Here is a 20,388-nt window from a genome sequence, read left to right as displayed (position 1 = left end):
CTCCCGGCGGATCAGCCTCCCGGCGGATCAGCCTCCCGGCGGATCAGCCTCCCGGAATGGCGAGCGGATTGGCGGCCAGGGCCGCGGCGTCGGGCGAATCGAGGACGGGACGGCCCAGGAAGGCGTCCCACAGGCGGCGCACGAAGGCCGGGTCGCCATCCCGCAGGATCAGGACGAGGCGAGAGGTCCGGTCCGGCCCCGGCCACGCGTCGAGGGTGGCGGGCGCGTGGACCACGTGCTGCACCCCGTGCACCACCACCGGACGCCCGGGATCCTCCGCGAGGCCGACGAGCCCCTTCAGGCGCAGGAGCTTCGCGCCCTGGCCCGAGCGCAGCAGGTCGAGGAACATCTCGAAGGCCGCGCGCTTGACCGGCTCGGGGCTGACGAGGCTGAAGGCCCGGATCGCGGCGTCGTGCCGGTTGACGTCGTGGTGGTGGTGGCCGTGGTGGTCATGCGTCTCGGCCGCCGCCACCGCTTCGGCGCCGAGCCAGGCGGCGACGTCCGCGATCTTGCCCTCCGGCGTGAACAACCCGCCCAGCAGCGCCTCGGCCGGGGCATCGGGGCCGAGCGGCGCGGCCGCCGGGTTCAGCCGGGCCAGCCGCTCCCGCAGGTCCGCCGCGCGGGCGCCCGGGAGGTCGGCCTTCGTCAGCACGATCCGGTCGGCGACGGCGGCCTGCCGCACCGCCTCCGCGTGGGCGTCGAGGGTGGCCATGCCGTTCACCGCGTCGACGACGGTGACCACCGCCTGGAGGGCGAAGCGCAGCGACAGGTAGGGGTGGTAGAGCACCGCGTGCAGGATCGGCGCCGGGTCGGCGAGGCCCGTCGTCTCGATCACCACGCGCCGGAAGGGCGCGATCCGGCCGTTGTCGCGCTTGCGCAGCAGGTCCTCGAGGGTGGCGACGAGGTCGCCCCGCACGGTGCAGCACAGGCAGCCCGCGCCGAGCAGGATCATGTCCTCGTCGACGGTCTCGATCAGCAGGTGGTCGAGCCCGACCTCGCCGAACTCGTTGACGATCACCACCGTGTCGGCGAGGGCCGGATCCCTCAGCAGGCGGTTGAGCAGCGTCGTCTTGCCGGCCCCGAGGAACCCGGTGAGGATGGTGAGCGGAATCGGGGCCGGCCGGCGGGGCGTCTCGGGCATGGGATGGGCCTTGGCTCGCGCGGTAATCCGCCCTTCTCCCGCACGAGGCCCCGGATTCCAACCCCCGCTCAGGCGGCGATCAGCCCGCCCATCTGCGCCACCCGCGCGAGGTGGTGGTCGGCATCGCCGAACAGGGCGTCGATCATCGTCACGCGCTTGAAGTAGTGGCCGACGCTGTACTCCATGGTGACGCCGACGCCGCCGTGGAGCTGCACCGCGCCCTGGCCGACGATGCGCCCGGAGCGGCCGATCTGCACCTTGGCACCGGAGATCGAGCGGGCGCGCTCGGTCGCGTCCTCCTCGCCGGCCATCATGGTGGCGAGGAAGGCCATCGAGCGGGCCTGTTCCAGGGCGATGAACATGTCGGCCGCCCGGTGCTGCAGCACCTGGAAGGCGCCGATCGGGGTGCCGAACTGCTTGCGGGTCTTCAGGTACTCGACGGTGAGCCGGTGCATGCGGTCCATGGCGCCGACCGCCTCGGCGCAGAGCGCGGCGATCGCCTCCTGGGTCACCCGCTCGATCGCCGGGAGCGCGCCCTCGGGGTCGCCCAGCACCGCCTCCGGCCCGACCCGCACGGAGGAGAGCGACACCTCGGCGGCGCGCTGCCCGTCCTGGGTCGGGTAGCCGCGGCGCGAGACGCCCTCGGCGTTGGCGTCGACGACGAACAGGCCGATGCCGCCGCGGTCGCGGCGGGACCCGACGGTGCGGGCCGAGACGATCAGCCGGTCGGCGCTGTCGCCGTGCAGCACCAGGGACTTGTCCCCCTCCAGGACGTAGCCGGAGCCGTCGCGGCGGGCGGTGACGCCGACGTCGTGGAGGTCGTAGCGGGCCTGCCGCTCGTGGTGGGCGACGGCGTAGCGGGCCTCACCGCCGATGAGCGCGGAAAGCCACTCGGCCCGCTGCTCCGCGGAGGCGGCGTGGCGCAGCAGCCCGCCCGCCAGCACCACGGTGGCGAGGTAGGGTTCGAGGGCGAGCGCGCCGCCGAAAGCCTCCATGACGATCATGGTCTCGACCGGCCCGCCGCCGATGCCGCCCTCCTCCTCGGCGAAGGGCACGGCGAGCAGGCCCTGTTCCGCGTAGGCCCGCCACATCTCGGGCGAGAAGCCCTCCGGGTGGCGGCCGTGGCGCTTGCGCGCCTCGAAGTCGTAGCGGTCCGCGAGCAGCCGCTCGACGCTGTCCTTGAGGAGGCTCTGCTCCTCGCTGAGGTCGAAATCCATCGGTCCCTTCCCTGAACTCGGTATGAGCGACCTCTCCGGACATGGCGCGGGATCCCCTCTCCCGGGTGGGAGAGGGGTAGGGGTGAGGGCCGGACGTTTCCGCAGGAACACGGGACCGTGCCGCTGGCAGCTCGACGGTTCAGCTTACTTGCTGAAGCCGAGCCACCCTCACCCCTGGCCCCTCTCCCACTCGGGAGAGGGGATCGCGCTTCATCCGGGGCCGTGAGCGTTCGTAACGAAGTTGGATTTGGCGCAGTCACGCGGGAGCGTCCGCCCCCCCGCCACTCTCACAACCCCAGGATCGCCTTGGCGATGATGTTCTTCTGGATCTCGTTCGAGCCGCCGTAGATCGAGATCTTGCGCCAGTTGAAGTAAGTCGGCGCGGCCGGCCCGGCCCAGTCGGGGCCGATCGGCGGCTCGTTGCTGCCGTGCTCGGCCTCGTCGTCCTCCGGCAGGTAGGGGAGCGCGTAGGGACCCACCACGTCGAGGAGCAGTTCCGTCGTGGCCTGCTGGATCTCAGAGCCCTTGATCTTGAGGATCGAGGAGGCGGGATCGGGCTTGCCCTTCTCGCGGGTGCGCTCGGCCGCGACCACGCGCAGCTGGGTCATCTCCAGCGCCTTCAGCTCGATCTCCAGGGCAGCGAGCTTCTCGCGGAAGCGCGGGTTCTCGATGAGGGGCGCGTCGCCGACCCGCTCGATCGCCGCCAACTCCTTCAGGCGGCGGATCCGCTGCTTCGACACGCCGACCCGCGCGATGTTGGTGCGCTCGTTGCCGAGGAGAAACTTGGCGTAGTCCCAGCCCTTGTTCTCTTGACCGACGCGGTTCGCCACCGGTACCCGCACGTCGTCGAAGAACACCTCGTTGACCTCGTGGCCGCCGTCGAGGGTCTGGATCGGCCGCACCGTGATGCCGGGCGTCTTCATGTCGATGAGCAGGAAGGTGATGCCCTCCTGCTTCTTGGCGGTCGAGTCCGTGCGCACGAGGCAGAAGATCCAGTCCGCGTGCTGGGCCAGCGTGGTCCAGGTCTTCTGGCCGTTCACCACGTAATGGTCGCCGTCGAGCACCGCCTTGGTCTTCAGCGAGGCGAGGTCGGAGCCGGCGCCGGGCTCCGAGAAGCCCTGGCACCACCAATCGTCGAGGTTGGCGATGCGGGGCAGGAAGTGCTTCTTCTGCTCCTCCGAGCCGAACTGCGCGATCACCGGCCCGACCATGTAGACGCCGAACTGCAGCGGCGAGGGCGCCGGGAAGCTCTGCAATTCGTCGAGGAAGATGTACTGGCGCACCGGATCCCAGCCGGTGCCGCCCCACTCGACCGGCCAGTTCGGCACCGCCCAGCCCTTGGCGTTGAGGATGCGCTGCCAGGTGACGATGTCCTGCTTCGACGGGTGGTGCCCGTCGATCAGCTTCTGCCGGATCTCGGCCGGCAGGTTGGCCTCGAAGAAGCCGCGGACCTCCTGGCGGAAGGCGCGCTCCTCGGGGGTGAAACGAAGGTCCATGGGTGCCTCCCGTTCGTGGTTGTCCTCAAGGCGGCGCTCCGATGCCAGGCGCGGCCCACGCTTGTTCCTGACCCGCGGGATCCCCTCTCCCGTGCGGGAGAGGGGTAGGGGTGAGGGACCTCAGGGTTCAGCAAGAAGGCTGAGCCGTCCCGCTGCCAGCACCAACGTTCAGCCAGCTTGCTGTCCGGTCCGGGACCCTCACCCCTGCCCCTCTCCCGCACGGGAGAGGGGTTCCCCGCGACACGTCCTGGGACTGTTAGGCCATCAGATCCCTCACAGGTCCCGGAACCTCTTCCCCTCCGCCGCGAGCCGTTCCAGCAGGGCCGACGGCTTGAACGCCTCGCCGTACTCCGCCTCGTAGGCGCGCAGCCGCTCCAGCACCTTCGGCAAGCCGATGCTGTCGGCCCAGAACATCGGGCCGCCGCGATAGACGGGCCAGCCGTAGCCGTTGATCCACACGATATCGATGTCGGAGGCGCGGATCGCCTTGCCCTCCTCCAGGATCTTCGCGCCCTCGTTGACCATCGGGTAGAGGCAGCGCTCCAGGATCTCCTGGTCGGAGGCGGGCTTCTGCCGGACCCCCTGGCGCTCGGCCACCTTGGCGATGATCTCCTCGGTGACCGGCGAGGGTGAGGCGTTGCGCTTGGAATCGTAGTCGTAGAAGCCCGCGCCGGTCTTCTGGCCGCGCCGGTCGATCTCGCAGAGGAGGTCGCGCACGCTCTCCGACTTGTTGGTCTCCCGGCTCCAGCCGATGTCGAGGCCCGCGAGGTCGCTCATCGCGAAGGGCCCCATCGGCAGGCCGAAATCGACGATGACCCGGTCGACGTCCCAGGGCTTCACGCCCTCCAGCATCAGGCGGTTCGCCTCGCGCTGGCGCTCGGCCAGCATGCGGTTGCCGACGAAGCCGTGGCAGACGCCGACCAGCACCGCGATCTTGCCGACCTTGCGGCCGACCTGCATGGCGGTGGCGATCACGTCCTTCTGCGTCTTCTCTCCGCGCACCACCTCCAGGAGCCGCATCACGTTGGCGGGCGAGAAGAAGTGCATGCCGATCACGTCGCCGGGGCGGCCGGTGACCGCGGCGATCTCGTCGATGTCGAGATAGGAGGTGTTCGAGGCCAGGATCGCGCCGGGCTTCGCGATGCGGTCGAGCTTGGAAAAAATCTCCTTCTTGATGCCCATGTCCTCGAACACGGCCTCGATGATGAGGTCGCAGTCCTTGAGGGCCTCGAGATCGAGGGAATCCGTCAGCAGACCCATCCGGGTCTCGACGTCCTCCGGCCGCAGGCGGCCCTTCTTGGCGGTGTTCTCGTAGTTGGTGCGGATGGTCTTGAGGCCGCGGTCGAGAGCCTCGCGCTTCGCCTCGACGATGGTCACCGGGATGCCGGCGTTGAGGAAGTTCATCGAGATGCCGCCGCCCATGGTGCCGGCCCCGATCACCCCGACCTTGGCGATCGGCCGGGCGGGCGTGTCCTCCGGGACGTCCGGGATCTTGGCGGTCTGGCGCTCGGCGAAGAAGACGTAGCGCTGCGCCGCCGACTGGGCGCCCGTCACGAGCTTCAGGAACTGCTCGCGCTCGAAGGCGAGGCCCTGGTCGAAGGGCAGCCGGCAGGCGGCCTCGATGCAGGCGATGCAGGCCTCCGGCGCCTCGAAGCCGCGCAGCTTGCGGGCGTTCTCCTTCCGGAAGGCGTCGAACAGGCCCGGATCGTCGCGGCCCTCGGCCAGGCGATCGTCGCGGTCGCGGATCTTGGTGAGGGGCCGTCCCTCGGCGACGACGCGCTCCGCGAAGGCGACCGCGTGGGCGCGCAGACCGTCCTCGGGGGCGAGGTCGTCGATCAGTCCCATGCCGGAAGCGGCCTTGGCGCCGATCGGCGAACCGCCGACGATCACGTCGAGGGCCTTGCGCGGGCCGACGATGCGCGGCAGGCGCTGCGTCCCGCCCGCGCCCGGCAGGATGCCGAGCTTCACCTCCGGCAGGCCGACCTTCGCGGAGGGCACCGCCACCCGGTAGTGGCAGGCGAGCGCGGTCTCGAGCCCGCCGCCCAGCGCATTGCCGTGGATCGCCGCGATCACCGGCTTGGTCGAGGCCTCGATCCGGTTGAGGAGGTCGGGCAGCGGGATGCCGCTCTGGGGCTTGCCGAACTCGGTGATGTCGGCGCCGGCCGAGAACATCCGCCCGCCGCCGATCAGCACGATCGCCTTGACGGCGGGATCACCCTCGGCGCGCTCCAGCGCCGCCCGGATCCCCTCGCGCAAGGCCGATCCGAGGGCGTTCACCGGCCCCGATTGCAGGGTCAGGACCGCGACCGCGCCCTCGCGGCTCTCGGAAACGGGGGTGGTTTCGGTCATCACTGTCCTCCGGACACCTGTCCCATGACTGCCGTGGGGCGCATCGCAACTGTAAGTCCGCGGGATCCCCTCTCACGTGCGGGAGAGGGGTAGGGGTGAGGGTCCAGGTGGTTCAGCAAGAAGCTTGAAGCGTCCCGCTGCCAGCACCACCGTTCAGCTCGTTTGCGGCACGGTCCGGGACCCTCACCCCTGCCCCTCTCCCGCACGGGAGAGGGGTTCCCTGCGCCGCCTTCCAACCTGTCTCAGTAGATCTCGAACAGACCCGCCGCGCCCATGCCGCCGCCGACGCACATCGTCACCACGCCGTACTTGGCGCCGCGGCGGCGGCCTTCCAGCAGGATGTGGCCGGTCATGCGCGCGCCCGACATCCCGTAGGGATGCCCGATGCTGATCGCGCCGCCATCGACGTTGAGCCGCTCGTCCGGAATGCCGAGCTTGTCGCGGCAGTAGAGCACCTGGCAGGCGAAGGCCTCGTTCAGCTCCCACAGGTCGATGTCCTCGACCGTGAGCCCGTGCTGCTTGAGGAGCTTGGGCACGGCGAAGACCGGGCCGATGCCCATCTCGTCGGGGTCGCAGCCCGCCACCGCCATGCCCCGGTAGGCGCCCAGCGGCTGCAGCCCGCGGCGCTCGGCCTCCCGCGCCTCCATCAGCACGCAGGCCGAGGCCCCATCGGAGAGCTGGCTCGCATTGCCGGCGGTGACGAAGCGCCCCTCCTTCACCCGCTGCCCGTCCTTGAACACCGGCTTCAGCGCCGCAAGGTCCTCCAGCCGGGTCTGGGGCCGGTTGCCCTCATCCTGCGCCAAGGTGATCTCCCGCGCGGAGGTCTCGCCCGTCGCCTTGTCGGTGACCAGCATCCGGGTGGTGATCGGCGCGATCTCCTCCGCGAAGCGGCCGGCGCCTTGCGCCTCCGCGGTCCGCTTCTGGGAGCTCAGCGCGTAGGCGTCCTGCGCCTCCCGGCTGATCCCGTACCGCTCGGCCACCGTCTCGGCCGTCTCGATCATCGTCATGTAGACGGCCGGCACGTGCTCCACGAGCCAGGGATCGGCGCCACGAAAGCGGTTCAACTTGTCGTTCTGCACGAGCGAGATCGATTCGAGGCCGCCGCCGACCGCGATATCGAGCCCGTCCGCCACGATCTCCTTGGCGGCCGTAGCGATCGCCATCAGGCCGGAGGCGCATTGCCGGTCGAGGCTCATGCCGGCGACGCTCGCGGGTAATCCCGCCCGCAAGGCTGCCTGCCGGCCGATATTCGAGCCGGTCGAGCCCTGCTGGAGCGCCGCCCCGATCACCACGTCGCCCACCTCTGCCGGGTCGATGCCGGCCCGGCGCACGGCCTCGGCGATGGCGTGGCCGCCGAGCGCCTGGGCCTGCGTGTCGTTGAAGGCCCCCCGGTAGGCCTTGCCGATGGGCGTGCGCGCGGTCGCGACGATGACGGCTTCCCGCATCTCCAGTCTCCTCCTCGCACCGGCTTCCGCAGAGGCGGTCGGGCCAGCGCCTTCGCCGTTATCGGGGAATGGGTATGGTGCCGCAAGGCCCAAAAACCGGCCCAGACACCTGGGAAGCCCCTCCCCGCCGCCACGTTTTCGAAAACACGGCTTGCTTAATCGCCATAGAGAGCTAAGGTCCGGGCAAAACGCAAGAGGTTTCGTGGGAGGGGCGCCCGTGTCGCTGTTCGATCTCACCGGTCGCGTCGCCGTCGTGACCGGCTCCTCGCGCGGGATCGGCCGCGCCATCGCCGAACGGCTGGCCGAGCACGGCGCGCAGGTCGTGGTCTCCTCGCGCAAGGAGGAGGCCTGCCGCGCGGTGGCGGAGTCCATCAACGCCCGGCACGGGGCCGAGCGGGCGATCGTGGTGCCGGCCAACATCTCGGCGAAAGCCGACCTGGAGCGCCTCGCCCGCACCACGGAGGAGCGGTTCGGCCGCATCGACGTGCTGGTCTGCAACGCCGCCTCGAACCCCTATTACGGGCCGATGAGCGGGATCGCCGACGAGCAGTTCCGCAAGATCCTCGACAACAACGTGGTGGCGAACCACTGGCTGATCGGCTTCGCGTCGCCCGGCATGATCGCGCGGCGGGACGGGGCGATCATCATCGTGTCGTCGGTGGGCGGGCTGAAGGGCTCGGGCGTGATCGGCGCCTACAACATCTCGAAGGCCGCCGATTTCCAGCTCGCCCGCAACCTCGCGGTGGAGCTCGGGCCGCACAACGTGCGGGTCAACTGCATCGCCCCGGGCCTGATCCAGACCGATTTCGCCCGCGCCCTGTGGGAGGACCCCCAGAGCCGCGCCGCCTACACGGCCCGCACGCCGCTGGGCCGGATCGGCCAGCCCGACGAGATCGCCGGGGCGGCCGTGTTCCTGGCGAGCCCGGCCGGCGCCTTCATGACCGGGCAGAGCATCGTGGTCGACGGCGGCCAGACCATCACGTGACGGTCCGGCCGGCTCCCCCGCCCGTCCCCGCCACCGCCGACGAGATGCCGATGACCGATTCCCCCGCCTGGCCCGCACTCTCCTTCGCCGAGGCGACGGCGCGCCTCACGGCGCCGGGCTCGCCCTTCGCGATCGGCGAGGCGGTGATCCGGGGCGTGCCGACCCGGATCTGGACCAACGCGCCGCCGACCCTGCGCGAGATCTTCCTCGCCGGGCGCCAGCACGGCGACAAGACCTTCCTGGTCTACGAGGACGACCGCGCGAGCTTCGAGGCTTTTTCCCGGGCGGTCCTGGCGCTGAGCCGCGACCTCGTCCGCGGCGGGTTGCGACCGGGCGACCGGGTCGCCATCGCCATGCGCAACCTCCCGGAATGGCCGGTCGCCTTCTTCGCGACCGTGCTCGCCGGGGGCGTGGCGGCGCCGCTCAACGCGTGGTGGACCGGTCCCGAACTCGCCTACGCGCTGGTGGATTCCGGGGCGACGGTGGCCATCCTCGATGCCGAGCGTTTCGAGCGCGTCGCGCCCCATCGCGACGCGTGCCCGGCCCTGGGGCGTATCCTCCTCGCCCGCAGCACGGCGGCGGATGCCGAGAGCCTCGACGCGATCATCGGCCCGGTGGCCGCCTGGCCCGCTTTGCCCGCGGGCGAGGTGCCGGACGTTCCCCTGGCGCCGGACGACCTCGCGACCCTGTTCTACACGTCGGGCACGACCGGCCGCCCGAAGGGCGCGATGGGCACCCACCGCAACGGCGCCTGCGCGATCCTGGCCCATCCCTACTCGGCGGCGCGCGCGGCGCTACGGCGGGGCGAGCCGATCCCGGTGCCGGACCCGGCCGCGCCCCAGAAGGTGGCGCTGGTCTCCGTGCCGTTCTTCCACGTCACCGGCTGCTTCGCCACCCTCGTCACGAACCTTCAGCGCGGCGGCCGCCTCGTCCTGATGCGGCGCTGGGATCTGGCGCGCGCCCTCGACCTGATCGCGCGCGAGCGCTGCACCAGCGCGGGCGGCGTGCCCACCATCGCCTGGCAGCTCCTCGACGGACGGGCCGCCGGGACGCACGACCTCTCCTCCCTGGAGACGATCACCTACGGCGGTGCGCCCGCCCCCGCCGAGTTGGTGCGGCGACTGCGCGCGGCCTTCCCGAACGCCCAGCCGGCGACGGGGTGGGGCATGACCGAGACCGCCGCCACCTTCACCCACCACATGGGCGAGGACTACCTCCACCGTCCCGACAGCTGCGGCCCGCCCCTGCCGGTCTGCGAGGCGCGGATTTGCGACCCCGACGGCCGCGAGCTGCCGCCCGGCGAGGTCGGCGAGCTGCGCGTGAAGGGGCCGAACGTGGTTGCCGGCTACTGGAACAGCCCGGAGGCGACGGCGTCCGCCTTCCGGGACGGCTGGCTCTCGACGGGCGACCTCGCCCGGATGGACGCGGAGGGCTTCATCACCATCGTCGACCGCGCCCGGGACATGCTGATCCGCGGCGGCGAGAACATCTATTGCTGCGAGGTGGAGAACGCCCTGCACGAGCACCCGGCCGTGATCGACGCGGCCGTGGTGGCGATCCCCCACCCGACGCTGGGCGAGGAGCCCGGGGCGGTGGTGTCGCTCGCCCGGGGAGAGACCGTCTCGGAGGAGGAGCTGCGCGCCTTCGTGGGCGCGCGGCTCGCCGCCTTCAAGGTGCCGGTGCGCATCCTGCTGCAGGAGGATATCCTGCCCCGCAACCCGAGCGGCAAGATCCTCAAGAGCGCGTTGCGGACGCTGTTCTGACCGGGTGGTCCGGGCGGCGGGGAGCGGGGCTCGGTCCGAGTGCGGTCAGCACCGCGTCCGGTGCCCTCGCAACGGCATTCAGCAGCGAGCGGGCGGCGGGATCGGGCAGCGCCCGGCCGTCCTCCCACTTGCGAAGCGTCGCGACCGGGATGCGCAGGGCGCGGGCGAAGGCCTGCTGCGTCATGCCGAGCCGGCCGCGGATCTCGGCAGGCGGAAGCACGGCCTGCGCGGCCCCGTCCGGACCACGCTCGAACCCCTCCTCCGCCTTCTGCCGCGCGATCTCGTCCTCGCTCAAGGCATCGAGCCGCGCGGGGTCCAGGTCGGACGCGGCGGACCGGATATCGCTCAGGCTCCTGCGTGCCATCGCTCTCGCTCCCGCCTGTCCGAGGGCCAGGCCGTGATGATCCAGCGAAACGGACCATCGGCGTCCTCTCGGTCAGTATACACCACGGTCCAGAAGCGCCCCTCCGCGCGGCCGACCGCGATCATCCGGATCTCTCCATAATCCTCCCGATCGTCCTCCCACTCGACCGTACGATCCAGGAAAATCCGCACCGGAGCCGAGAAGCCGTGGCCGCGTCGGGCACGGACCTCGGCTTCCTTCAGCGGGTTCCAGTCGAAGTCCATGCGGCACGGTAGAGACCTCGCATTTCTGCCGCTAGGTCAAGACGCCTCGCGTGGTCGCCGCTACATCGGCTCGGCGCCGCGGCCCATCGCGGCGACGCCGGTGCGCGAGATCTCCACGAGGCCGATCTCCGACATCAGCCGGATGAAGCGCTCGACCTCGTCCGTCGCGCCCGTGAGTTCGAACACGAAGGAGTTCAGCGTCGCGTCGAGGATGCGGGCGCCGAAGGCGGAGGCGAGGCGCATCGCCTCGACCCGGTGCTCGCCCTTCCCCACCACCTTCAGGAGGCACATTTCGCGCTCGAGCGAGTCGCCCTGCAGCGTCAGGTCGACCACCCGGTGCACCGGCACCAGCCGGTCGAGCTGCGCCTTGATCTGGTCGATCACCGCGTTGGTGCCGGTCGTCACGATGGTGATGCGCGAGAGGTGCTGGCTGTGCTCGGTCTCCGAGACGGTCAGGCTCTCGATGTTGTAGCCGCGGCCCGAGAACAGGCCAGCGATCCGGGCGAGCACGCCCGGCTCGTTGTCGACGATCACCGCCAGGGTGTGGCGGGCGACCGGCTCGATCCGGACCGGCTCGGGGTAGTGGGTGTTCATGGCGTTCATCGCTCTTCCCCGCGGCCTCAGACCAGCACCTTGCCTTCTTCACTGATCACCGAGCCGAGATCCGCCCCCGTCTCGCCGAGATAGTCCGACAGCAGCATCTCGTTGTGCGCCTTGCCGGACGGGATCATCGGGAAGCAGTTCTCGGTCTTGTCGACGATGCAGTCGAAGATCACCGGACCGTCGTAGTCCAGCATCTCCTGGATCGCCGCGTCGAGATCGCTGGGCTTCTCGCAGCGGATGCCCTTGGCCCCGTAGGCCTCGGCGAGCTTCACGAAGTCCGGCAGGCTCGACGAGTAGCTCTCGGAGTAGCGCGAGCCGTGCAGCAGCTCTTGCCACTGCCGCACCATGCCCATGTACTCGTTGTTCAGGATGAAGATCTTGACCGGCAGGCGGTACTGCACGGCGGTCGACATCTCCTGCATGTTCATCAGGATCGAGGCTTCGCCCGCGATGTCGACCACCAGGGCGCCCGGGTGGGCGAGCTGCGCGCCGATCGCCGCCGGCAGGCCGTAGCCCATCGTGCCGAGCCCGCCCGAGGTCATCCAGCGGTTCGGCTCCTCGAACTTGTAGTACTGCGCCGCCCACATCTGGTGCTGGCCGACCTCCGTGGTGACGTAGGTCTCGCGGTGCTTGGTCGCCTCGTAGAGGCGCTGGACCGCGTATTGCGGCTTGATCGTCGTCGCGGAGGGCCAGTAGCCGAGGCACTCGCGCGCCTTCCAGCCATTGATCTTCGACAGCCACTCGGTCAGGCGCGCCTTGTCGGGCTCGGGCGTCACCGCCCGCCACGCCTTGAGCATGTCGGCGAGCACCGCGCCGCAATCGCCCAGGATGCCGAGATCGGCCTTGACGTTCTTGTTGATCGAGGAGGCGTCGATGTCGACGTGGATCTTCTTCGAGAAGGGCGAGAAGGCGTCGAGGCGGCCGGTGATGCGGTCGTCGAAGCGCGCGCCGATGCAGACCATCACGTCGCATTCGTGCATCGCGAGGTTCGCCTCGTAGGTCCCGTGCATGCCGAGCATGCCGAGGAACTGCGGGTCCGAACCCGGATAGGCGCCGAGCCCCATCAGCGTCGAGGTGATCGGGAATCCGGTGGCGCGGACCAGTTCGCGCAGCAGCCGCGCGGCCTCCGGGCCGGCATTGATCACGCCGCCGCCGGTGTAGAAGACCGGGCGCCGCGCCTGCGCCATCAGCGCCACCGCCGCCTTGATCTTCGCGGGATCGCCCTGGACCTGCGGCCGGTAGGTCTTGTGGCCGTTGTCGGCCGGCCGGCGATAGAGGCCGCTCGCGAACTGGACGTCCTTCGGCAGGTCGATGACGACCGGGCCGGGCCGGCCGTGCGAGGCGACGTAGAACGCCTCATGCAGGATGCGCGGCAGGTCGTCGATCGACTTCACGAGGTAGTTGTGCTTCGTGCAGCTGCGGGTGATGCCGACGGTGTCGCATTCCTGGAACGCGTCGGAGCCGATCAGGTGCGTGGGCACCTGGCCCGTGACGCAGACGAGCGGGATCGAGTCGAGGAGCGCGTCGGTCAGGCCGGTGACGATGTTGGTGGCGCCGGGGCCGGAGGTCACGAGCACGCAGCCGACCTTGCCGGAGGAGCGCGCGTAGCCCTCGGCGGCGTGCACCGCCCCCTGCTCGTGGCGCACGAGGATGTGCTTGACGCTGTCCTGGTGGAAGAGCGCGTCGTAGATCGGCAGCACCGCGCCGCCCGGATAGCCGAACAGCGTGTCGACGCCCTGATCCTGCAGCGCCCGGATCACCATCTCGGCGCCCGTCATGACCTCGCCCGCACCCATGTGTCGTCTCCTGTTCTCGCGTCTCGTGTCGTGTCGTGCGATCCGTTCGGGCAATAAAAAAGGGCCCCGAAGGACCCTGCATGCGCCACCGCCGGGCTATACGGGCTGTCTCAAGCCCGCCCCGTCCGTGGCGCCCACCTTACAATAAGAACCGCGCGCATCGTGCGTCGACCCGTCCCTCGAAAAGTGGCGGGGACCCTACGCGCCGCGCCCCGGGCGGTCAACCGGATTTCCGGACCGCCGTGCCGAGAGGCTGTTATGGACCTTCGGGGGGCGGCCCGGCCCCGCCATTGGGAATCCCTCCGCCCTCCCCTATCTGGGCCGCAGCGCGGGTGTCTGGGGGGCAATGGGTGATGGCGGGGGCCGCGGCCTTCCTGGTGGTGGATGTGGCGGGCACGCCCTGCGCGGTGCGGCGCGAGGCCGTGCGCGAGATCCTGCCGCTGCCGCGCCTGTGGCGCCCGCCCGGCGTGCCGGCGGCGCTGGCGGGCTTCTTCGACCTCGGCGGGCGGGCCGTGCCGGTGCTCGACGTCGCGCGGCTGTTCGGCCTCGCCGCCGAGGCGGAGGGCCGGCCGATGCTCTACCGCCACCTCCTGCTCGTCGGAGGAGAGGCGCCGCTCGCGCTCCTCGTCGACCGCGTCGCGGACCTCGTCGCGGTGCCGGCGGATGCCGTGTCACCGGTCGCGGAGGGCACGGCGCTCAACGGCTGCGTCGCCGGCGAGGTGCGGATCGGGGAGCGGCTGCTGCACGAACTCGCCGTTCCGCGGATTCTGCTCGCGGAGGAGCGCGCGCGGCTCGACGTCCAGACCCGGCTCGCCCAGGAGCGGCTCGCCGCATGGGCCGAGTGACGCCACCCGCCCCGACGCGGGACCCGGCCTTCGCCGCCCTGAAGGCGGCGGTCGTCGCCCGCACCGGCCACCACTACTACGCCGACAAGGACGACCTGCTCTGGGACCGGCTCCGGGGACGGCTGCGGGCCGCCGCGGCGCCGGACGCGGGCGCCTACCTCGCCCGGCTCAACGAGTCCGAGGAGGAATGGGCCGCCCTCGAGGCCGAGATCACCATCGGGGAGACCTTCTTCTTCCGCTACGCGGAGCAGTTCGCGGCCCTGCGCAACACCATCCTGCCCGAACGCATCGCCGCGCGGCGGGACGAGAAAAGGCTGCGGATCTGGAGCGCCGGCTGCTCCACCGGCCCAGAGACCTACTCGATCGCGATCCTGCTGCACGAGATCCTGGGCGACGCCCTGCCGGCGTGGCGGATCGCGCTCACCGGCACCGACATCAACCGGGACGTCCTGGCGGTGGCGCGCCGGGCCGAGTACGGCGCCTGGGCGATGCGCACCCTGCCCGCCGCCGAGCGGGCGCGCTACTTCCGCGCCACGTCCCGCCCCAACCTCTTCGCGCTGCGACCGGAATTCCGGGGCCTCGCGCGGTTCGAGCCGCAGAACCTGCTCCACCTCATCGACGGCACCGCCTCGCTCGCGCTCACCGACTACGACCTCATCCTGTGCCGGAACGTCCTGATCTACTTCCACCCGGACACGGTGACGGCCGTGGTGCGGGCGCTCGCGGCGCGGCTGCGCCCGGGGGGCTGGCTGCTGCTCGGCCATGCCGAGCCGAACCCGGCCTTCGCGGAGTTCCTGGCGCCGGTGAGCCTGCCCGGGACGGCGGCCTATCGCCGGCCCGAGCAGGCGGAAGACGAACCGGCTCCCGCGCCGCCCGACCCCGAGCCCGCCGCGTTCCAGCCCGCGCGCCGGCCCGCCCGGCCGGTGCCGCGGCGCCCGGTCTCCCCGCCCGTCCGCCCGTCGGCCTTGCCCGCCCCACCCCACGTCGGCGCGGACGCGCTCGCCGCCGTCCGCGCGCTCGCGGATGCGGGCGATCTCGAGGCCGCCTGGCGCGCCTGCCGGGAGGCCCTTCGGGAGGATCCGACCGATGCGAGGCTGCGCTTCTACGAGGGGCTCGTCGCCCGCGCACGGGCGCGGCCGGACGAGGCCGAGCGCGCCTTTCGCGGAGCGATCTACCTCGATAAGGGCTTCGTTATGGCGCATTACCATCTCGGCCTCACCCTGATCGCGCGGGGACACGAGGCGCCGGGCCTTCGGGCCCTGCGCAACGCCCTCGCGCTCGCCGCCGCCCTGCCGCCGGAGGCGGACCTGCCCGAGGGCGACGGTCTCACCGCCGCGCGTCTCGCCGACGCGGCCCGGCCGCTCCTCGAGGCCGGGGGCGCCCGATGAGCCCGCCATCCGGCCTGGTCGGGCCCACGCGGCCGGACGCCGAATCGGCGCTCGGCGCCGCCCGCGCCGAAGCGATCCTCGACGCGCGCAGCCAGGCCCTCGCGGCCCGCGGCCGGGCGCCGGCCGAGACGCGCGCCCGCCGCCGCGTCCTGCTCTGTCGGGTGGGCGCGGAGCGGATCGGGATCCCCCTCGACGCGGTGGCCGCGGTGGCGCCGTTCCGGCCCTGCACGCCGGTGCCGGGGGCGCCCACCGCCCTGATCGGGCTCTCCGGCCGGGGCGGCTCGCCCTTGAGCGTCCTCGATCTCGCGGCGTCGCTCGGCCTGCCGCCGGCGCCCGCCGACGGGCCGGCCCATCTCGTGGTGCTGCGTCGCGAGACGCCGCGCCTCGGCCTGCGGGTCGAGCGGGCGCTCGCCGTGGTGGAGGCGCTCCTCGACGAGAACCCGACCCCCGGGGGGCGGGGGCTCGCGGGCCATGCCCGGGCCGACGCCCGCGACGCGGAGGGGTTCGCGCTCCTCGACCTCGCCGCCCTGCTGCAGCCGTTCCTCGGCCTCGCGCCGCGGAGCTGATCCCTCGTGCCCGGAGCCAGCGCCAGCGTGTCGATCTCGATCGGGAACCGCATCCTTCTCGGCTTCACCGCGGTGATCGTGGTGATCGTGGCGCTCGGCATCTACGCGCTGGGCCAGATCGGCGACGTGCGCCGGTCCACGGACCTCATCGTCGGCCGCGATCTCACGGTGATGCACCAGCTCGAAGGGATCCGCGACGCACAGCGCCGGATGAGCGACCTGCGGGACGAGGCGACCACCCGCTACTACCTGCGCGCCCTCGGCCGGGAGGTTCCGGCGAAGGAGGAGCCCGCGATCGCCTGGCGCCGCGCCGCCTCGGCCACCGAGACGGCGCTGGCCGCGGCGATCACCAGCACCGGGCAGTACGGCGCCCAGTCCCTCTCGTCGGACCGCGCTGCCGCCTGGCAGCGCATCGGAGAGATCCTCACCGCGGCGGGCGTCGAGCTGCGCGCGATCCGCACGGCGACCGAGCGGCAGTTCCAGGCCCTCGAGAGCAACGACCTCGCCTCCGTCCAGGCGAGCGAGGCCGCCCTGGACCAAGCCCTGGAGAGCTTCACCCGCACGATGATGTCGGCGCGCGACGCCCTCGACGCGGCGATCGCGGCCGGCCAGCGCCGAGTCGGGACGGTCTACGAGGAGAGCCGGATCTCCACCATCGCGGCCCTCGCCACCTGCGTGGCGATGGCGCTCGCGATCACGGCGCTGATCCGCCGCTCGGTGGCGCGGCCCCTCGATGCCGTGATGGCCTTCGTGGGACAGGTGGGCGCGGGCGACCTGACCGGCCGCATCGCGCAGGACGGGCGCGACGAGTTCGGCCGCCTCGGCGCGGTGCTCAACCAGATGGTCGAGGGCCTGCGCCAGCTCGCGAGCCAGAACCGCGCCGCCACGGCCGACCTGAACGCCGCCGCCGCCGAGATCCGCGCCTCCGCCCAGCAGCAGGCGGCGAGCGTCGAGGAGCAGTTCGCCGCCGTCCAGGAGACCGCCGCCACCGTCGACGAGATCACCCATGCGGGCAGCCAGATCGGCAAGCGGGCGCAGGAGGTGATCGCCACCGCCCAGGCCACCGCCCAGACCTCGCAGGCGGGCCTGCGCGCCGTCGACGAGACGGCCCACGCCATGGACGCGATCCGCGAGCAGAGCGAGGCGGTGGCCGGCAACATCGTGTCCTTAAGCGAGAAGACCCAGGCCATCGGCGAGATCATCGCCACCGTGAACGACGTCTCGGAGCGCACGCATCTGCTCGCGCTCAACGCCGCGATCGAGGCGGCGGCAGCGGGGGAGGCGGGGCGCAGCTTCGCGGTGGTGGCCGCCGAGATGAAGGGGCTCGCCGACCAGGCCAAGGAGGCGACCGGGCAGGTGCGCGCGCTGCTCGGCGAGATCCAGCGCGGGATCAACGCGTCGGTGATGCTGACCGAGGAGGCGGTCAAGCGGGTGGCGCTCGGCAAGGCGCGCTCCGACACCACCCACGCGACGATCGAGGAGATCACCGCGCGGGTGCAGGAGAGCGTGCAGACCTTCCAGCAGATCGTGGCCTCGACGAACCAGCAGCAGCTCGGGATCGAGCAGGTGATGGGCGCGCTGCAAAACATCCGGCAGGCGAGCCAGCAGACCGCCGCCGGCACCCGTCAGGTCGAGACCGCGGCGGCGAACCTGAGCGAGCTCGCCCAGGCCCTCACCACCCTCGCCGGGCGGTACCGGCTGTGAGCGCGCCGCGCATGCCGGCGGCCTGAGAGGGAGGGGCCGATGGACATCCGCGCCATGCTGCTCGCGGCCTTCGAGGCCGAGCACCGGGAGCATCTCGGGGCGATCCGCGCCGCGCTCACGGCCGCGCGGGAGGGGCGCAGCCCGGACTGGAACGACGTCTTCCGGCGCGCCCACAGCCTCAAGGGCGCGGCGCGGGCCGTCGACCTCCCGGCGATCGAGGACATCGCGCACCGGCTCGAGACCCTGTTCGACCGCATCGTGGAGGGCGCCCATCCCCTCGACGCGGGGACGCTCGCGGCCGTCACCCTGGCCCTCGACCGGATCGAGGGCATGGCGGCGGGGCTCGCCGAGACGCCCGACCCGCCGCTGCCCGAGGACGCCGCCGCGGCCCTGGACCGGGCGCTGGGGGCCGAGCGGGCTCAGCCGCGTCCGGTCCCGAAGCCTTCCCCCTCGCCCGCCGCATCGCCTGCCCCGTCGCCTGCCCCGTCGCCTGCCCCATCACCTGCCCCTGCGGCCGTGCAGGATCAGGCGCCGGCGCAGGAGCCCTCCGCCGCGGTCCTGCGCATCCCGGGCGAGGATGTCGAGGACCTGTCGCGGGCCGTGCACGGCCTCTCGCTCGCGCTCCAGGGCCACGACGAGGTCGCGGGCCGCCTCGGGGCCCTGGACGCGAGCGGCCGCGCCCTGCGCCGCAGCGCCGACGCTCTGCGCGAGCGCTCCGGCGAGGTCGCCACCCTGGCCCGGCGCCTGCGCGAGGCGGGCGATCCCGCGGCGGCCCTGCTCGACGCGACCCTCGCTCTCGTGCGCCGGCTCGACGGCGAGGCGCGCGAGATGATCCGCGGCGTCTCCTCCCTCACCCGCGACCAGCACCGCGCGGCCGGCGGCGTCGAGGCGGCGGCGCGGCGCCTGCGCGAGCGCGCCGACCGGCTGCTCCTGGTGCCGGCCGAGACGGTGTTCGGCGGCTACGGCCGCATGGTGCGGGAGATCGCCCGCGAAGCCGGACTGCCCGTCGAGGTCACGCTCCAGGGCCTCGACGTCCCGATCGACCGCAGCCTGCTCCAGGAACTCAAGGATCCGGTCCTGCACCTCCTGCGCAACGCGGTCAGCCACGGGGCGGAACCGGCGGAGGAGCGGCGCGCCCAGGGCAAGCCCGAGGCGCTCTCCGTCACGCTGTCGCTCGCGGTGCGGGGTGGAGACCTCGTGCTCAGCGTGCGCGACGACGGGCGCGGGCCGGACGTCGCCCGGATCGTCGAGACCGCCCGGCGCCAGGGCCTGATCGCCCCCGACGCGCGACTCACGACCCGCGAGGCGCTCGCCCTCGTCTTCGCGCCGGGCTTCTCCACCGCGGCGCGGGTCGACCGCCTGTCGGGACGCGGGGTCGGGCTCTCGGTCGTCGCCGAGGCGGCGGCGCGGTTGCGCGGGCGGGCGCGCCTGCGCCGGGCCTCGCCCCACGGGGCCGAGATCGTGATCGTGGTGCCGCTCTCGGCCGCCCGCCGGCCGCTCCTCCTCGTCGAGGCGGGCGGACAGGTCTACGCGCTCCCGAGCGGCGCCGCGGCGCGGCTCCTGCGCCTGCCCGTCGCCGGGATCGCGCCGGCCGGCGGCGTGCCCTCGGCCCGGCTGCGGATCGACGGCCGCGACGCGGTGGTGCCGGTGGTGCCCCTCGCCGGGCTGCTCGGCGCCCCCGCTCCCCTGCCCGCCGAGGACGGCCACGTGCGCGGGGTGCTCCTGCGCAGCGGCACCGATCACTGCTTCGCGGCCGTGGACCGCCTTCTCGACGTGCGCGCGAGCCTCGTCGGCCCCCCGCCGCCGATCGGGGGAGAAACGGGCCTGTTCGCCGGCACCGTGCTGCTGAGCGGCGAGACCCCCGCCCTGGTCCTCGACCCCGCCGCCCTCGTCGCCCGGGCCGCAGAGACGGCGGGCCGCGCCGCGCCCGCCCTCGCGGAGCCCCCGTCGGCCCCGTCCGCGCCCCGGCGGCATACGATCCTGGTCGTCGATGATTCCATCACAACGCGCACCCTGGAGAAGAGCATCCTGGAGGCGCAGGGCTACCGCGTCTTCGTCTGCGTGGACGGCCAGGACGGGCTCGATCGCCTCCGGCGCGACCACCACGAGGTCGACCTCGTGGTGGCGGATGTGGAGATGCCGCGCCTCGACGGCTTCGGGCTCCTCCAGGCGATCAAGGCGGACCCGACCTTGACGCGCCTGCCGGTGATCCTGATGACCTCCCGCGGCGACCCCGCGGATATCCGCCGCGGCCTCGATCTCGGCGCCGACGCCTACATCACCAAGCAGAAATTCGATCAGCGCGAACTCCTCGACACGATCGGCCAGCTCCTGTGACCGCTCCCGCCCACCTCGCCCTCCCGATCCGGTTCCGCCTCGGCGCGCGGCACAACCCTCCCGCCTCTGCGGGCATACTCGTTCGCGTGTTTCCGGATGAGGCGCGGGTTTCTCCTCTCCCCGCGT

General features: G+C 72.3%; 16 protein-coding genes. 7 read left to right on the top strand and 9 right to left on the bottom strand.

The features are described 5' to 3' along the window. Positions 1–43: 43 nt before the first annotated feature. The 5 genes from ACW9J6_RS11605 to ACW9J6_RS11585 form a co-directional block, all read right to left on the bottom strand. Complete coding sequence (locus ACW9J6_RS11605; protein ID WP_457116630.1) at positions 44–1,141, bottom strand: CobW family GTP-binding protein; 1,098 nt, start codon at positions 1,139–1,141, stop codon at positions 44–46. A gap of 68 nt (positions 1,142–1,209) precedes the next feature. Further along, positions 1,210–2,358: an acyl-CoA dehydrogenase family protein gene (locus tag ACW9J6_RS11600; protein WP_457116629.1), complete on the bottom strand. Its 1,149-nt coding sequence runs from the start codon at positions 2,356–2,358 to the stop codon at positions 1,210–1,212. Between the two features lie 287 nt (positions 2,359–2,645). Then, positions 2,646–3,854, bottom strand: coding sequence for a pimeloyl-CoA dehydrogenase large subunit (gene pimC / locus ACW9J6_RS11595; protein ID WP_457116628.1), 1,209 nt, complete (start codon positions 3,852–3,854; stop codon positions 2,646–2,648). Between the two features lie 273 nt (positions 3,855–4,127). Continuing rightward, positions 4,128–6,203, bottom strand: a complete 2,076-nt coding sequence (locus ACW9J6_RS11590) for a 3-hydroxyacyl-CoA dehydrogenase NAD-binding domain-containing protein (RefSeq protein ID WP_457116627.1) — start codon at positions 6,201–6,203, stop codon at positions 4,128–4,130. A 242-nt stretch (positions 6,204–6,445) separates the two neighbouring features. Beyond that, a complete protein-coding gene (locus ACW9J6_RS11585; protein ID WP_457116626.1) occupies positions 6,446–7,648 on the bottom strand; it encodes an acetyl-CoA C-acyltransferase in 1,203 nt (400 codons plus the stop codon). 217 nt (positions 7,649–7,865) lie between these two features. Here ACW9J6_RS11585 and ACW9J6_RS11580 point away from each other — a divergent pair, with 217 nt between their 5' ends. Both ACW9J6_RS11580 and ACW9J6_RS11575 read left to right on the top strand, forming a co-directional pair. Continuing rightward, the gene (locus tag ACW9J6_RS11580) at positions 7,866–8,633 is read left to right on the top strand and encodes an SDR family oxidoreductase (RefSeq protein ID WP_457116625.1); all 768 of its coding nucleotides are present in this window, start codon (positions 7,866–7,868) and stop codon (positions 8,631–8,633) included. A 50-nt stretch (positions 8,634–8,683) separates the two neighbouring features. Next, positions 8,684–10,396 carry an AMP-binding protein gene (locus tag ACW9J6_RS11575; RefSeq protein WP_457116624.1) on the top strand — a complete coding sequence of 571 codons (1,713 nt, stop codon included), beginning with the start codon at positions 8,684–8,686 and terminating at the stop codon, positions 10,394–10,396. Here the strand turns inward: ACW9J6_RS11575 and ACW9J6_RS11570 are convergent. From ACW9J6_RS11570 to ACW9J6_RS11555, 4 genes are read right to left on the bottom strand one after another with little or no spacing between them, the layout of a single operon-like run. Further along, entirely contained in the window at positions 10,368–10,760 is a 393-nt protein-coding gene (locus ACW9J6_RS11570) for a helix-turn-helix domain-containing protein (protein ID WP_457116623.1), read from the bottom strand. The two genes, ACW9J6_RS11575 and ACW9J6_RS11570, sit on opposite strands and share 29 nt — an antisense overlap. Continuing rightward, entirely contained in the window at positions 10,742–11,023 is a 282-nt protein-coding gene (locus ACW9J6_RS11565; protein WP_457116622.1) for a BrnT family toxin, read from the bottom strand. Before ACW9J6_RS11565 ends, ACW9J6_RS11570 begins: the two co-directional genes overlap by 19 nt. 60 nt (positions 11,024–11,083) lie before the next feature. Further along, positions 11,084–11,626, bottom strand: a complete 543-nt coding sequence (gene ilvN / locus ACW9J6_RS11560) for an acetolactate synthase small subunit (protein WP_457116621.1) — start codon at positions 11,624–11,626, stop codon at positions 11,084–11,086. 17 nt (positions 11,627–11,643) lie between these two features. Next, positions 11,644–13,422, bottom strand: a complete 1,779-nt coding sequence (locus ACW9J6_RS11555) for an acetolactate synthase 3 large subunit (protein ID WP_457116620.1) — start codon at positions 13,420–13,422, stop codon at positions 11,644–11,646. Positions 13,423–13,775: 353 nt separating this feature from the next. Here ACW9J6_RS11555 and ACW9J6_RS11550 point away from each other — a divergent pair, with 353 nt between their 5' ends. Genes ACW9J6_RS11550 through ACW9J6_RS11530 form a run of 5 tightly spaced genes read left to right on the top strand, consistent with a single transcriptional unit; the run spans position 13,776 to position 20,262 of the window. Then, on the top strand, positions 13,776–14,267 hold the full coding sequence (locus ACW9J6_RS11550; protein ID WP_457116619.1) for a chemotaxis protein CheW: 492 nt from the start codon (positions 13,776–13,778) through the stop codon (positions 14,265–14,267). Next, positions 14,255–15,655: a CheR family methyltransferase gene (locus ACW9J6_RS11545; RefSeq protein WP_457116618.1), complete on the top strand. Its 1,401-nt coding sequence runs from the start codon at positions 14,255–14,257 to the stop codon at positions 15,653–15,655. Before ACW9J6_RS11550 ends, ACW9J6_RS11545 begins: the two co-directional genes overlap by 13 nt. After that, entirely contained in the window at positions 15,652–16,221 is a 570-nt protein-coding gene (locus tag ACW9J6_RS11540) for a chemotaxis protein CheW (protein ID WP_457116617.1), read from the top strand. Before ACW9J6_RS11545 ends, ACW9J6_RS11540 begins: the two co-directional genes overlap by 4 nt. A gap of 27 nt (positions 16,222–16,248) precedes the next feature. Further along, positions 16,249–17,925, top strand: coding sequence for a methyl-accepting chemotaxis protein (locus ACW9J6_RS11535; RefSeq protein WP_457116768.1), 1,677 nt, complete (start codon positions 16,249–16,251; stop codon positions 17,923–17,925). Positions 17,926–17,964: 39 nt separating this feature from the next. Beyond that, the gene (locus tag ACW9J6_RS11530; protein ID WP_457116616.1) at positions 17,965–20,262 is read left to right on the top strand and encodes a hybrid sensor histidine kinase/response regulator; all 2,298 of its coding nucleotides are present in this window, start codon (positions 17,965–17,967) and stop codon (positions 20,260–20,262) included. Positions 20,263–20,388 lie beyond the last annotated feature (126 nt).

This window comes from Methylobacterium sp. JK268 (assembly GCF_054052225.1).
Note: the sequence above shows the minus strand (reverse complement) of the source record. Positions and strands in the feature narration are given on the sequence as shown.

Coding starts and splice junctions, on each gene's coding strand:
- ACW9J6_RS11605 (WP_457116630.1), bottom strand. CDS start 1,141: ATGCCCGAGACGCCCCGCCGGCCGGCCCCGATTCCGCTCACCATCCTC.
- ACW9J6_RS11600 (WP_457116629.1), bottom strand. CDS start 2,358: ATGGATTTCGACCTCAGCGAGGAGCAGAGCCTCCTCAAGGACAGCGTC.
- pimC (WP_457116628.1), bottom strand. CDS start 3,854: ATGGACCTTCGTTTCACCCCCGAGGAGCGCGCCTTCCGCCAGGAGGTC.
- ACW9J6_RS11590 (WP_457116627.1), bottom strand. CDS start 6,203: ATGACCGAAACCACCCCCGTTTCCGAGAGCCGCGAGGGCGCGGTCGCG.
- ACW9J6_RS11585 (WP_457116626.1), bottom strand. CDS start 7,648: ATGCGGGAAGCCGTCATCGTCGCGACCGCGCGCACGCCCATCGGCAAG.
- ACW9J6_RS11575 (WP_457116624.1), top strand. CDS start 8,684: ATGACCGATTCCCCCGCCTGGCCCGCACTCTCCTTCGCCGAGGCGACG.
- ACW9J6_RS11570 (WP_457116623.1), bottom strand. CDS start 10,760: ATGGCACGCAGGAGCCTGAGCGATATCCGGTCCGCCGCGTCCGACCTG.
- ACW9J6_RS11565 (WP_457116622.1), bottom strand. CDS start 11,023: ATGGACTTCGACTGGAACCCGCTGAAGGAAGCCGAGGTCCGTGCCCGA.
- ilvN (WP_457116621.1), bottom strand. CDS start 11,626: ATGAACGCCATGAACACCCACTACCCCGAGCCGGTCCGGATCGAGCCG.
- ACW9J6_RS11555 (WP_457116620.1), bottom strand. CDS start 13,422: ATGGGTGCGGGCGAGGTCATGACGGGCGCCGAGATGGTGATCCGGGCG.
- ACW9J6_RS11550 (WP_457116619.1), top strand. CDS start 13,776: ATGGCGGGGGCCGCGGCCTTCCTGGTGGTGGATGTGGCGGGCACGCCC.
- ACW9J6_RS11545 (WP_457116618.1), top strand. CDS start 14,255: ATGGGCCGAGTGACGCCACCCGCCCCGACGCGGGACCCGGCCTTCGCC.
- ACW9J6_RS11540 (WP_457116617.1), top strand. CDS start 15,652: ATGAGCCCGCCATCCGGCCTGGTCGGGCCCACGCGGCCGGACGCCGAA.
- ACW9J6_RS11530 (WP_457116616.1), top strand. CDS start 17,965: ATGGACATCCGCGCCATGCTGCTCGCGGCCTTCGAGGCCGAGCACCGG.